15 protein-coding genes are annotated in these 12793 nt (G+C 71.4%); 7 read left to right on the top strand and 8 right to left on the bottom strand.

The features are described from left to right. The first annotated feature begins 130 nt into the window (after window positions 1-130). Window positions 131-898: an enoyl-CoA hydratase/isomerase family protein gene (locus tag F0L68_RS38550; protein ID WP_149854867.1), complete on the top strand. Its 768-nt coding sequence runs from the start codon at window positions 131-133 to the stop codon at window positions 896-898. Between the two features lie 54 nt (window positions 899-952). Here F0L68_RS38550 and F0L68_RS38545 read toward each other — a convergent pair whose 3' ends face one another. Next, a complete protein-coding gene (locus F0L68_RS38545; RefSeq protein WP_149854866.1) occupies window positions 953-1417 on the bottom strand; it encodes a hypothetical protein in 465 nt (154 codons plus the stop codon). Between the two features lie 219 nt (window positions 1418-1636). Beyond that, window positions 1637-2368: a class I SAM-dependent methyltransferase gene (locus F0L68_RS38540; protein ID WP_149854865.1), complete on the bottom strand. Its 732-nt coding sequence runs from the start codon at window positions 2366-2368 to the stop codon at window positions 1637-1639. A 170-nt stretch (window positions 2369-2538) separates the two neighbouring features. On the opposite strand from F0L68_RS38540, the gene F0L68_RS38535 reads away from it, so the two are divergent. Continuing rightward, complete coding sequence (locus F0L68_RS38535) at window positions 2539-2778, top strand: RNA-binding S4 domain-containing protein (protein WP_149854864.1); 240 nt, start codon at window positions 2539-2541, stop codon at window positions 2776-2778. 34 nt (window positions 2779-2812) lie between these two features. Here the strand turns inward: F0L68_RS38535 and F0L68_RS38530 are convergent, their stop codons facing one another. After that, window positions 2813-3352, bottom strand: coding sequence for a hypothetical protein (locus tag F0L68_RS38530; protein ID WP_149854863.1), 540 nt, complete (start codon window positions 3350-3352; stop codon window positions 2813-2815). Between the two features lie 80 nt (window positions 3353-3432). On the opposite strand from F0L68_RS38530, the gene F0L68_RS38525 reads away from it, so the two are divergent. After that, a complete protein-coding gene (locus F0L68_RS38525) occupies window positions 3433-3630 on the top strand; it encodes a helix-hairpin-helix domain-containing protein (protein WP_149854862.1) in 198 nt (65 codons plus the stop codon). 49 nt (window positions 3631-3679) lie between these two features. On the opposite strand, the gene F0L68_RS38520 is transcribed toward F0L68_RS38525, so the two are convergent. Further along, window positions 3680-5299 carry a cellulose binding domain-containing protein gene (locus F0L68_RS38520; protein ID WP_223199521.1) on the bottom strand — a complete coding sequence of 540 codons (1620 nt, stop codon included), beginning with the start codon at window positions 5297-5299 and terminating at the stop codon, window positions 3680-3682. A 252-nt stretch (window positions 5300-5551) separates the two neighbouring features. Here F0L68_RS38520 and F0L68_RS38515 point away from each other — a divergent pair, with 252 nt between their 5' ends. The 3 genes from F0L68_RS38515 (at window position 5552) to F0L68_RS42890 (ending at window position 8115) form a co-directional block, all read left to right on the top strand. Next, the gene (locus F0L68_RS38515; protein ID WP_149854860.1) at window positions 5552-6343 is read left to right on the top strand and encodes an alpha/beta fold hydrolase; all 792 of its coding nucleotides are present in this window, start codon (window positions 5552-5554) and stop codon (window positions 6341-6343) included. A gap of 154 nt (window positions 6344-6497) precedes the next feature. Continuing rightward, window positions 6498-7721, top strand: a complete 1224-nt coding sequence (locus F0L68_RS38510; protein WP_149854859.1) for a glycosyl hydrolase family 8 — start codon at window positions 6498-6500, stop codon at window positions 7719-7721. Window positions 7722-7959: 238 nt separating this feature from the next. Continuing rightward, on the top strand, window positions 7960-8115 hold the full coding sequence (locus F0L68_RS42890; protein ID WP_188317058.1) for a hypothetical protein: 156 nt from the start codon (window positions 7960-7962) through the stop codon (window positions 8113-8115). A 110-nt stretch (window positions 8116-8225) separates the two neighbouring features. On the opposite strand, the gene F0L68_RS38505 is transcribed toward F0L68_RS42890, so the two are convergent. Together F0L68_RS38505 and F0L68_RS38500 are read right to left on the bottom strand one after the other, a co-directional pair. Beyond that, on the bottom strand, window positions 8226-8723 hold the full coding sequence (locus F0L68_RS38505; RefSeq protein ID WP_223199520.1) for a universal stress protein: 498 nt from the start codon (window positions 8721-8723) through the stop codon (window positions 8226-8228). A 183-nt stretch (window positions 8724-8906) separates the two neighbouring features. Next, complete coding sequence (locus F0L68_RS38500; RefSeq protein WP_149854858.1) at window positions 8907-9497, bottom strand: lytic polysaccharide monooxygenase auxiliary activity family 9 protein; 591 nt, start codon at window positions 9495-9497, stop codon at window positions 8907-8909. 154 nt (window positions 9498-9651) lie between these two features. Here F0L68_RS38500 and F0L68_RS38495 point away from each other — a divergent pair, with 154 nt between their 5' ends. After that, entirely contained in the window at window positions 9652-11289 is a 1638-nt protein-coding gene (locus F0L68_RS38495) for an ABC-F family ATP-binding cassette domain-containing protein (protein WP_149854857.1), read from the top strand. Between the two features lie 61 nt (window positions 11290-11350). Here the strand turns inward: F0L68_RS38495 and F0L68_RS38490 are convergent, their stop codons facing one another. Further along, the gene (locus F0L68_RS38490) at window positions 11351-11944 is read right to left on the bottom strand and encodes a DUF1707 SHOCT-like domain-containing protein (protein WP_149854856.1); all 594 of its coding nucleotides are present in this window, start codon (window positions 11942-11944) and stop codon (window positions 11351-11353) included. Between the two features lie 65 nt (window positions 11945-12009). After that, on the bottom strand, window positions 12010-12780 hold the full coding sequence (locus tag F0L68_RS38485) for an ECF transporter S component (protein WP_149854871.1): 771 nt from the start codon (window positions 12778-12780) through the stop codon (window positions 12010-12012). Window positions 12781-12793: the final 13 nt, after the last annotated feature.

The following is a 12793-nucleotide window of genomic DNA, read 5'->3' as shown; positions in this document are numbered from 1 at the left end:
TGCGGCCGATTTACGCGCCGACCGCGGCGTATGGTCATTTTGGTCGGCCGGATCTGGATCTGCCGTGGGAGCGGACCGACCGCGCCGACGCACTCCGCCAGGCGGCCGGAGGCTGATCTAGTGTGAAGCGGTGAGTGAGCACCTGAGGCTGACGGTCAGCGGCGCGGTCGCGACGCTGACCATCGACCGGCCCGCCAAACGCAACGCGATGAGCTTCCAGATGTGGTCGGCGCTGCCGGGGCTGCTGGCGCCAGCAGCGCGGGACGAGGCGGTTCGGGTGCTGGTGCTGCGCGGCGGCGAGCACTTCTCGGCGGGCGCCGACATCGGCGAGTTCGAGACCCTGCGCTCCGGCGCGGACGGCGCCGCCCGCTACAGCCAGGCCGTGCACGACGGCGAGCGCGCGCTGGCGACCTTTGGCAAGCCGACTATCGCCGCGATCACCGGCTTCTGCATCGGCGGCGGCTGCGAGCTGGCGCTGGCGTGCGACCTCCGCGTCGCCGCCGACGATGCGCGGTTCGGCATCACCCCGGCGAAGCTCGGCATCGTCTACGCGTTCACCTCGACCAAGCAACTCGTCGACGCGGTCGGCCCCGCGTGGGCAAAGCAGATCCTCTACAGCGGCGACATCATCGACTCCGCGACCGCGCTGCGCATCGGACTGGTCAACGAGGCGCACCCGGCGGCCGAACTCGACGGCCGGGTCAAGGAGCTGTCCGAGCTGATCGCCGGCAGGGCGCAGGTGAGCGTGCGCGGCGCGAAGGCGATCGTCAACCGCATCACCGACGGCCAGCACGAGGAGGACGACGAGGTTCGCGCGCTCTACAACGCGGCGGTGCACAGCGCCGAGTACGCCGAGGGCGTGTCGGCCTTTCTGGCGAAGCGCCCGCCCCGGTTCTGACGGCTCATGGTGAAGGTCCCGCAGGCCGGCCTGCGGGACCTTCACCACGTGCGACTACTTCTTGGCCGGACCGCGGTCGGCGAGGTGCTTGACCGTTGCGGTGGAGCCGCTCTTGACCGCCGAGACGGCGACCTGGTCGCCGGTCGCGACCTGCCCGATCGTCGAGCCCTTCTTCTCCTTGGTGACCTTGGAGTTCGAGTCGACGGTGTAGGTCGCGGTGAAGCCGTCGTTGCTCTGCACGGTGATCGAGGTCGGGCTCACCGACTGGACCTTGCCGCGCTGCACGTCGATGACCTGGTGCTTGGCGCCCCCGAGGGTGAACTCGCCGTGCTCGGCGCGCGACAGCAGGCCGTGAGCCCGGTGCTTGGCGTGCTGCTTGTCCGTGGACGGCGCCGACGACCCGGGCGTCGAGGGCTGCGCCGAGCCACTGGTCTCGGCCATCGCGACGCCGCCGCCGATGCCGAGCAGCGCCACGGCCACCGCGCCCGAGATCAGAACCTTCTTCCTGCTTGCCATCACGCTGTCACTCCCTGTGTTGAATGGTGTCCCCGCTTCAACACCCACAGTCGGCGCGCTGCCTGAACGCGCGCTGAACCGGGAGACCTGGCGGCACAGTCTTCAGGTTCGACTCAGTCCACCGCCCGAGTTGTCGGTTTCGTCAGGTGGGTCAGCACGAGCCCGACCCCCGCGATCAGGAAGTTCTGCAACGCCGGTTGGAGACCGTTCGTGCCCGCTTCGCTACTCCGGCCGCGACGCGACGAACACGAGTTCCCTGCCCGGCCGGTCGGGCGCGTCGCGGACGTCGTCCACGGTGTACCCCTGCGCGACCAGGTCCGCCTCGACCTCGTCGCGGTCGCGGAACAGGAGAGTGGAGTCCGACGTCAGCACCTCGCCGTCCGAGGCGAACACCCACGTCCAGCGGAAGGACACCAGCGGCTCGCTGACGTCGAGCAGCTCGACCCAGCTCTCGACCGCGCCGACACCCTCGACCTCGGTGACCTTCCGCGACAACTCCTTGGTCCAGCTCCGTTCCCACGCGCGGTTGGCCGGGTCGCGGGTCTCGAACACGAACCGCCCGCCCGGTCGCAGCGCCGCGTGCACGCCGCGCAGCGTGGCGGCCCAGTCCGCCGGCGCCAGGATCGCCTGCGCGACGTTCGCGGTCATCGTGGCGAGGTCGACCCGCAGCGGGGGCAGGGTCGTCGCGTCGCCGTGGAGCCAGTGCACCCGGTCGGCGCCGGGCTTGGCGCGCGCGACGTCAAGGGAGGCGGCGGCCGGATCGACGCCGGTCACCTCGATGCCCCGGTCGGCGAGCAGCAGGGCGAACGTGCCGGTGCCGCACCCGACGTCGAGGACCCGACGCGCGCCGAACTCGGCGGCCATCGCCACGTACGCGTCGAGGTCGCCCCGGTCGGGATCGAGCGGGTCGTAGACCGAGGCCAGCCTCGGGTGGTTGAAGATGTCGTCGCCCATGCGGACGACCTTAGAGCTCCTAACACGATGACTGTCCGACGGAGTGACGCCCAGTCGAACGCCATCGTGTTAGGAGCTCTTAATCGGCGGACGCGTGGGGATTTGCGGCATTGACCGGATCCGAGGTGTGCCGTTCGGTGGATCGGGGACGCACCGGGGATGATGTGGCCATGCAGAACACGGGTATCCGGGCCGTCGAGATCGCCGACGACATGATTCGCCTCGGTCAGTTCCTCAAGCTCGCCGGCCTCGCGGAGAACGGCGGCCACGCCCGCACCCTGATCGAGGACGAGGAGGTCACCGTCAACGGCCGCCTGGAGACCCGGCGGGGCGCGCAGCTCAAGGCCGGTGACGTGGTGGCGGTCGGCGCGGAGAAGGCCCGCGTCGTGGTGCTCGGTCCGAGCTCCTAGCGACTTCTCGTCGACGCCCGGCATCGCGCGGCGCTCACTCGTCGTCGAAGTCCCAGGGGTAGTCGATGCTGTCGGGCTCGGTGTCGTCGACGCCGATCGCGCGCAGGTCGGCCGTGGTGAAGACCAGGTCGGCCCGGTCGCCGAGCATGATGGCGAGCAACGACGTGAGGATGTCCACGTGGGCCTCGCGCAGCTGCGCCCCGAGATCCGTGATCCGTTCGAACCCCGCCAGCACGACGCGGCCGTGCTCCCCGGACTGCTCGAGCCTCCTGAAGAAGAGGCCGGCCTCGAGGTGTCCGGCCAACGGCGAGGTGATGGCGACGCACGACCGCACGGTCGAGTCGAAGATCGAGGAGAGGTCGAACAGCGCGCGTGCCGCCGCGTCACCGCCCGATCCGGTCTCCGGCGGCCAGTTGACGGTCAGCCCGAACAGGCGCTGGAGCCCGCTCAGCATCTCCTTGCGGTAGGCCATCAGCGCGACGTTGTAGTCGTGTTTTTCGCTGTAGTGGCCGCGTTTGTTGTCGGCGTGCGCGTCGAGATGCGCCTCCGCGAACGCCCTACGGTCGTACCTCACCTCGTCCGGTGTGCCAGCCTTGGCCATGGTTCACGGTATCGACTGATCTCGACGTGCTCAGGCGAAAGAGAGAAACCGCTGTGACGGAACAGGACACCGACATCCCCTTCGGGATCGGCGCGCCGGCTCGCCGGGCGCTCGCCTCGGCCGGCTACACGAGTCTCGACCAGGTCAGCGCGGTCAGCGAGGCCGAGCTCGGCAAGCTGCACGGGATGGGCCCCAAGGCGTTGCGTATCCTTCGGGAGGCGCTGGCCGCGCAGGGCAAGTCGTTCGCGTGACGACGAGCCGGCCGGCCCCCGCCGCGGCGGGGGCCGGCCGGCTCGTGCGTCAGCCCTGGTACGGCGCGATGATCTTGGCGAACTCGAACGGGGTCTGGGTGATGTTGGTGCACTTGGACAGCGAGCCGGTGCAGGCGTTGCCGTCCCTGGTCACGTCCCAGTACGCCAGCTCGCCGAGGTGCGTCTGCTGCGCGTAGGCCAGCAGCTGCCGCATGTCGGCCTGGGTGAACACCTCGTCCGCGTTGTCGTTCTGCCCGATCATCGAGGTCACGCCGACGGAGTTCCACACCTGCGCGTCGGTGCGGCCCGGGTAGAGCGGCGCGAGCTGGTCGTGCACCGACCGCGCCGAGGCGATCGCGTAGGTGCCCATCTTGCCGGCCGGGTTGGGCGCCTCGATGTTGCCGAAGTCCATCGCCATCACGTTCACCATCGTCACGTCCGCGCCGTGGTTGACCGCCGACCGCACCACGTTGACGCCATCCGCGGTCAGGCCGGAGGGCAGCACCGGCAGGGTGAGCGTGACGGACAGGTGCTGGCCCTTGGCCTTCGCCGCCGCCTGGAGGCTCGCGATGGCCTGCGAGCGCCGGTCGACCGACGCGGGGTCGGCCACGGCCGAGCCCTCGATGTCGAAGTCGATCTGCGTGAGGTGGTAGGTGTCGATCACCGACTGGTACTGCGCGGTCAGGCTCGTGACGTCCGTGCACGACTGCGCCAGCTCGGTGCCGGCCTCGCCGCCGAAGCTCGGCTTGACGTCGCCGCCGATGGCGCGCAGCGAGGTGATGTCGGAAAGCTCGAAGCCGTCGCTCATCGGGAAGGCGTTGAACCAGGTCGCCTGGCAGGTCTGCGTCCCGTTGACGATGAAGCCCATGGAGAACTGCCGCAGGCCGGTGTTCTGCGCGATCTGCGTCAGGTTGGGCGTCGGCCACGCGCCGGCGTCGACGAAGGGCGCGGCGGCGCCGCTGGGGTGCCCGCCGCCGGTGTCGGCCAGGGTGGTCGCCGAGATCGCGTTGCTGACGGCGGAGGTGTTCCCCGCCTCGTCGTAGGCCTGCACGGCGAACGTGTAACTCGTCGACGGCGCGAGGCTGGACACGGTGGCCACGGTGCCGGGCGAGGTGGCGACCTTCCTGCCGCCCTGGAGGATGTTGTAGCCGGCCAGCACGAGGTTGTCGGTCGACCCGGTCCAGGACAGCGAGACGCTGCTGGAGGTCGTGTTCAGCACGCCGAGGCCGGACGGCGCGGTCGGCGGCTGGACGTCGGCGCTGCCGTCGCACGGGTCGCCGTTGAGGGTGCAGCCGCTGGGGTCGGCGTAGGTGCCGCTGGTGCTCCCGCCGAACCCGACGCTGACCGACGCGCCCGGCGCGACGGGCGCGTTCCAGGACAGGTTCGTGACGGTGTAGGTGTTGCCGCTGCTGGACAACTGGCCGTTCCAGAGGCTGGTGACCTTCTCGTTGGCCGGCAGGGTGAAGCGCAGCGTCCACGAGGTCAGCGGGACCGACATCGTGTTGGTGATGGTGTAGGTCGACTGGAAACCGGTGCCCCAGTCGGAGGTCTTCGCGTAGACGGCGGTCGGCAACACGGGGGCGGCCGGCGCCGGTGCCGCCAGCGCGGCCGAGGGAAGGATCAGCGCGGTGGCGAGGGTCAGCAGGGGAGTGAGAACCTTGGTGAGCATGCGGTGCTCCTCGGTGCAGGGAGCCACTCGAAAGGTGGTCTGAACCATACTCGTGTGTGGTCTGGACCAGTGTTGAATGCGACCGGCGTTCCGTCCAGTGTGGAAAATTCCCGGTCACCCGGTTGGCGGCACCGGGTGGCCGATAGCGTCGGTTGATGGGTCGACGGCGGCCGGCCGGGCTCCGCCGTTCTCGTTCGCCGCGCGCGGCCGATCCGCGACCGGGTCGGCGCGGGCGGATTGTTAGGGTCGTCCGTGCCGCACGCGCGAACCAGGGACGACGACTGCGCCCTGTACTACGAGATCAACGGTCACGGCGAGACGACCCTCGTCCTGCTCGGCGGGCAGGCCAACAACCATCACTGGTGGGACCTGCCCCGGCCGGACTTGGACCCGCACTTCCGCACTGTGACGCTGGACTACCGGGGCACCGGCCGCAGCGACAAGCCGGACACCGACTCCTACAGCACGCGCGGGTTCGCCGCCGACGTCATCGCGGTCCTCGACGACCTCGGCGTCGACCGGGCGCACGTCTACGGCACCTCGATGGGAGGTCGGGTCGCCCAGTGGATCGCCGCCGACCACCCGGCGCGGGTCGACCGGCTCGTCCTCGGCTGCACCTCGCCCGGCGCCCCGCACGGCTTCGAGCGCGACGCGGACGTCCGGCGGTCGCTGGTCCAGCCCGACGCGGCGGCGGCCCGCCGGGCGCTGCTCGAGTTGATGTACTCGCCGTCCTGGCTCGCCACCCACCCCGGCCCGTACAACACGCTCGGCGATCCCGGAATGCCCGCGCACGCCCGGCGCGGCCACCTGCGGGCCAGCGCCCGGCACGACAGCTGGGACGCGCTGCCGCTGATCGCCGCCCCGACCCTCGTCGTGCACGGAGCCGACGACGTCTTCAACCCGGCCGCGAACGCGCCGCTGCTCGCGGACCGCATCCCGGACGCTCGGCTGCACCTGATTCCCGGGGCCAGGCACGCCTACTTCGAGGAGTTCCGGCCGCTGGCCAGCTCGCTGGTGCTCGACTTCCTCCGCGAGCCGCGGTGACCGACGATCGCGGGCAAGACCGGCGGCGGGGTCCGCCGATCCGACGACCATGATCACGCCTTGACAAGCCGCTGGACCCGGGGCCAAGCTCAGTGCACGCCGCCTTGGTTAGGAAAGTTTCCTAATCTATGAGCCCAGTCACGAGGAGCTGCTCATGCTCAACCGAGCGGGCCGGGTGGCCGCGGTCGCCATCGCGGCGGCCACCGTCTCCCTGTCAACCCTGTCGCTCGCCGATTCCAGTGCCGTCGCCGCAGGCGAGACCCATCCCTTCCCGACGCACGTCACCTACAAGACCGGCGTGCTGCCCTCGGCGAGCGCGTCCACCAGGGACGCGGCCGTGCGCAAGCAGTACGACTCCTGGAAGTCCCACTACCTGCGGTCCGCGTGCGGCGGATACCTCGTCTACGCCACCGGCGACGCGCCGAACAAGGGCACCGTGTCCGAGGCGCAGGGCTACGGCATGAACATCGTGCCGCTGATGGCCGGCTACGACCAGAACGCCAAGGCCGAGTTCGACGGCCTGTGGAAGGTCGTGCAGACCCACACCGACGGCCACGGCATGATGCAGTGGAAGATCGACGGCTCCTCCTGCAAGTACGCCGACTCCGGCACGCCGGACGGCGCGACCGACGGCGACCTCGACATCGGCTACGGCCTGATCCTCGCCGACAAGCAGTGGGGCGGCTACACCAGCGCCGCGAAGAGCTGGCTGGCCAAGTTCTACGCCGCCGACGTCGCCCCCGACGGCCACCTCAAGTGCGAGGACGACGGCCCAGGCAACGACACGCGGCCGTCGGACTTCATGCTCGACCACCTGAGGGCGTTCGCCGCCTACGACACCGCGCACGACTGGAACAAGGTCGTCACCAGGACGCAGGCCGTGATCGGCGAGTTCACCTCGAAGTACTCGCCGACCGCGAACCTGTTGTCGGACTTCGTAGTTGGCGCCGACTCGACCAGCCCGAAGCCCGCGTCGGCCAACTACCAGGAGAACCAGCCGGACAACATCGTCGGCTACAACTCGGTTCGCGTGCCGTGGCACATCGGCACCGACGCCCTGGTGTACGGGAACGCGCAGAGCATCCAGGTCGCGAGGAACCAGTCGGCCAGCTACAAGAGCCACGCGGGCGGCGACCCGGCGAAGATCTACCCGCACACCAAGCTCGACGGCACGCCGACCAACACCGGCGACCAGTCCGAGTGCGCGAACGACCCGGTCGGCGTCGCCGCGATGGCCGCGGGCGACCAGGCGTGGACCGACGCGCTGTGGAACTTCCTCGGCACCAACCCCTACGGCGACACCTACTTCGGCGAGACCATCAAGCTGTTGGTGTACATCGTGATGGCAGGCGACTACTGGGCGCCGGCCTCGGCCTGACCCAGGCACGCCCGACCCGGTACGACGCGGGCCCCTCCTCCGGACGGCGATCCGGGCGAGGGGCCTCGTGCTGTTCACCGGTCAGCGGCGGCGGGGTCCGGGAAGGGTAGGGACTGCCCCACCATCGGATCGGGGGAATCCCGGATGCCGCCTCAAGTCCGGGGCCGACAGGCTGGGCACGCCAGTCGACCTGTGAGGGGGACGTCATGTTCGCGGGGCGATCGTCCGCTGCCTGCTGGTGCCCGCCGCGATGACGTTGCTCGGCAGGCTCAACTGGTGGGCGCCGCGCGGGCTGTGCGCCCTGCACCGCAGGTTCGGGCGGCACGAGGTTCCCGAGGCGGCAACGGTTTCCGCGTCCGAGGCGCGGACGGAGGTGCTGGCCGCGCGGCGCTGAGCGGGCGGGCGGGCGTCGGAGTCGAACCGACGGCCGCCGCGCGGCGAACCCGGTGTGGCGGCCCGCGTCCTCGCACCCGTGGGGGTGTGCGAGGCCGCGGGCCGTCCTCGTCACGGCGTGGACGGGACGACGACGCGCGGCGACCTGAGCTGCCGCGCGAGCCGCGACGGCGGCACCGCCAGCACCGGGCACCCCGCTCGCGCCACGCAGTAGCGGCTCACCGAGGTGTGCAGCGCGCGCCGCAGCAGGCCCCGGCAGCCGGACCCGACCACCAACAGGTCGTCCTCCCGGTCGGCGATGGCAACCAACACCCAGCCCGCCGGCCCGCGCGCCACGGTCAACCGCACGGCGAGGTCGGCGGGCGGGCCGCCGAGCGCCTCGTCCCACGCGGTCCGCAACCGCTCCTGCGCGTCGGCCGTCCACAGCTGGCGCAGGTGCGGGCTCGGCGACCGCCGGTCCACGAGCTCGCCGCCCGGCGCGGTCCACGCGAGCACCGACTCCACCAGCGCGCCGCGCGACCTGGCCTCCTCGACGGCGCGCCGCAACGCCTGGAGGCTGTTGGGCCCACCATCGACGCCGACGACGATCCTGCGCATCCGGTCGTGCACCGCGCTGCCTCCTGACGGGGTTGATGGCCCACTCCACCCCGGATCGGCCGGGGCGGACAAGCGCGCTGACGCGTCACGAACGCGCCGGCCGTCCTTCTTGACACGACCCTTGCGCGCGACACCGGGGGGAGCGGCCGGGGCCTCCGGGGCTTCCGTGGGGGTGGGGCCCCGGCCGCCGCGGGGTCAGAGCAGTACGTCGGCGCAGGAGTAGAAGGCGTTGCCGGTGTCGGCGATGTCCCACACGCCGAGGATCAGGTGCCGGCCGGACTTCCCCGAGGGGATCGTGCCGTGGTTGGTCACGTCTCCGGTCGGCCGTATGCCGTTCCACGGCACCGACAGGAACGGCGTCGGCTCGAGGTCGGCGCGGGTCAGCGGCTGGGTGGGGTCGTAGCCGTCCCTGGTGATGAAGTAGCGGAACGACGTGGTCGCGTGCCGCGCGGTGAAGTGCCAGACGAAGTCGTAGCCCGCGCCGCTGGTGAGGCTCGTGGCCGGCCAGGCGCCGCCCCTAGGGTCGTCCAGTTCCGCGAAGCGGCCGTTGCCGCCGGCGCAGATGGTGCCGTCGTCCGGTCCGGAGCCCGGGAAGCCCTTCGGGCCCTCGACGCTCTGCGGCTCGTACTGGATCTCGCCGCAGTCCGTGACGACTCCTTGGGCGCACAGGTAGGAGCGGCTCGGCGGTTTGGCGGTGTAGCCGTGCGCCTGCGCGACGCCGGCCACCAGGATCGGAAAGGCCAGCACGGCCAGGCAGAACAGGGGAATGGTCAGCTTTCTCGTCATGCTGTGCTCCTCGGTCACAGGGAAACCAATGCACAACTGGTCCGGACCACATGCAGGTGTGGTCTGGACCAGTGTCGTGGCGAATGTCCGACTCGTCCAGCACGGAACACCGCAACCCACCCGAACGGCCGCCCCGATTACCATTGACCTTCTGATGAGCGCCACACTTGTTGCCAAGGACCTCACCGCCGGACACGGCGACCGCGTGCTGTTCTCCGGGCTCGAACTCGTCGTCGCGCCCGGCGACGTCATCGGCCTCGTCGGCGCCAACGGCGCCGGCAAGTCGACGCTGCTGCGCACCCTCGCCGGACTGATCCCCGCCGAGCAGGGCACCGTGCGGCTGAGCCCGCCGACCGCCACCGTCGGCCACCTGCCGCAGGAGCCGGAGCGCCGCCCCGGCGAGACGGTCATGGCGTTCCTGGCCCGCCGCACCGGCGTCGCCGCAGCGCAGGCGGCCATGGACACCGCCGCCGAGGCGCTCGCCTCCGGGCTGCCCGGCGTGGACGACGCCTACGCCGTCGCCCTGGAGCGATGGCTCGCCCTCGGCGGGGCCGACCTGGACGAGAGGGCCGACGGCGTCGTCGCCGAGCTGGGCCTCGCGGTCAGCCTTGACCAGCCGATGACGGCGCTGTCCGGCGGCCAGGCCGCCCGCGCCGGCATGGCCTCGCTGCTGCTCAGCCGCTACGACATCTTCCTGCTCGACGAGCCGACCAACGACCTCGACCTGGACGGGCTGGAGCGCCTCGAGCGGTTCGTCAGCGGCCTGCGCGCCGGCACGGTCCTGGTCAGCCACGACCGCGAGTTCCTCACCAGGACGGTGACCAGCGTCGTCGAGCTGGACCTCGCCCAGCAGCAGGTGCGCTCCTACGGCGGCGGCTACGAGGCCTACCTCCAGGAGCGGGAGGTGGCCAGGCGGCACGCCCGCGAGCAGTACGAGGACTACGCCGACACGCGGTCCGCGCTGGAGGCGCGCGCCCAGACACAGCGCGCCTGGATGGAGAAGGGCGTCAAGAACGCCAGGCGCAAGGCCCCGGACAACGACAAGTCCGGCAGGAAGTTCCGCACCGAGTCCACCGAGAAGCAGGCGGCCAAGGCGCGGCAGACCGAGCGCCTGATCGAACGGCTGGACGTCGTCGAGGAGCCGCGCAAGGAGTGGGAACTGCGCATGGAGATCGGCGCGGCGCCGCGCGCGGGCGCGATCGTCGCCGCGCTGCGCGGCGGGATCGTGCGCAGGGGCGGTTTCACCCTCGGCCCGGTGGATCTCCAGGTCGACTGGGCCGACCGGGTCGCCATCACCGGCGCGAACGGCACCGGCAAGTCCACCCTGCTCGGCGCGCTGCTCGGCCGCGTGCCGCTGGACGAGGGCCACGCGTCGCTCGGCTCTGGCGTGCTGGTCGGCGAGGTCGACCAGGCGCGGGCGCTGTTCTTCGGCGACCAGGCGCTGCTGACGGCGTTCGAGGCCGAGGTGCCGGAGCTGACCCCGGCCGACGTGCGCACCCTGCTCGCGAAGTTCGGCCTCAAGGCGGCGCACGTGCTGCGGCCCGCCGTGACCCTGTCGCCGGGGGAGCGGACCCGCGCCGCGCTCGCGCTGTTGCAGGCGCGCGGCGTGAACCTGCTCGTGCTCGACGAGCCGACCAACCACCTCGACCTGCCGGCCATCGAGCAGCTGGAGTCGGCGCTCGCGGAGTATCCCGGCACGCTGCTGCTGGTCACCCACGACCGGCGAATGCTGGAGGCGGTGCACACCACCCGGCACCTCGAGGTCGTCGACGGCAAGGTCGTCGACCGCTGAGGCGGCGGTCGAGCCGGGTCCGCACCAGGCGGCGTCGGGTGCCCGGCCGACCGGACGACGGTCAGCGGCCCCTTGGGTGCCTGATCTTGACGTTGCCCATGCCGACCTTGGCGTAGACGTGCAGCACCGGCAAGGTCGGGTCGGCCGGTTCGGTCGCCTTGTTCACCGCGTTGCCCATGCCGGTGGAGACCTCCTCCATCCGCACCAGCCAGCCGCGCGGCACGATCGCCGTGATGTTGCCGGACCCGCAGGTCGCGCGCAGCGTGACGTCGCGGTGCGCGCACTGCGCCTCGGTGAAGTCGATCTGCACGTTGCCCATCGTGCACTCGGCCGTGATGGCGCTCGGCACCACCCAGGTGCCGTTCTGCTTCACCGTGCCGGTGCGGGTCTTGAGCACCATCGGCTCGCCGGTGGGGACCGCGACGGCCGCCTCCGCGTGCACCATGCCGGGCAGGTCGATCACGACCGAGTTCAGCTCACCGCGCGTGCGCGAGGCCAGCGCGCGGTCGGTGCGCTCGGTGAACTCGTCGAGGGTCAGCATGCCCTGCGCCACCGCCTTTTGCAGCAGCGCGGCGACGTGTTCGCGCTCGGCGTCGGACACCCGGATGTTCTTCGGGTCGAATGCCTGCGGTTCGAGCTCGTTGTTCTCACCCACGGGCAACACCGTATACGAGCGGGAGGTGCCGGAAGGGCAGGACGGCGGCACATCGCCGCGCCACTTCAGCCGAAGGCGGCGCGGCGGGCCGCGCGGCGCAGCGCGCGCAGCAGGACGGGACCGGCGAGCAGGGTGAGGACCGCCGTCGTGACGGCCCTGCCGACGTCCCAGCCCATCGACGTGGCGAGGCTGAAGGCGAACAGCCGCACCAGGTTGTCGCCGAGCGGGGCTCCCGGCACGAACGACAGCGAACTGCCGGTTCCGGTGGCGAACGGCCAGAACGACAGGTTGAGCAGCAGTCCGTAGAGCAGCCCGGCCAGCGCGCCGTAGCCTGCCAGCATCAGCAGCTCGGCCCGGCCGCGCAGCGGCGGCAGCAGCCCGGCGCCGAGCGCCACCCAGGCCGCGCCGAGCATCTGGTAGGGCAGCCACGGGCCGACGCCGCCGGTGAGCAGCGCGGAGGCGAACAGCGTGGTGTTGCCAAGCACGAAGCCGAAGCCGGGCCCGAAGACGCGCCCGCCCAACACCATCAGGAAGAACACCGTCTCGATGCCAGCCGTGCCGGCGCCCAGCGGCCGCACCGCCGCGCCGAGCGCCGACAGCACCCCCAGCATCGCCACGGCCTTGGAGTCCATGCCGCCCTCGCTGATCTCCGCCAACACCACGGCGATCACCAGCGGCAGCAGCAGCGCGAAGATCCACGGCGCGTCCCCGCCGTGCGCGAGCGTCGCGGTCGGCCGCACCAGCAGCGGCCAGCCGAACGCCGCCACGCCGACGGTCGCGCACAGCGCGAGCGCCACGGTTGCCCTCGGCCGCAGCCGGACGGCCCGCGCGGTCACCCGGTTCCCGGTC

Origin of the sequence: Solihabitans fulvus, from assembly GCF_008386585.1 — a bacterium.
GTDB classification, from domain to species: domain Bacteria; phylum Actinomycetota; class Actinomycetes; order Mycobacteriales; family Pseudonocardiaceae; genus Solihabitans; species Solihabitans fulvus.
Note: the sequence above shows the minus strand (reverse complement) of the source record. Positions and strands in the feature narration are given on the sequence as shown.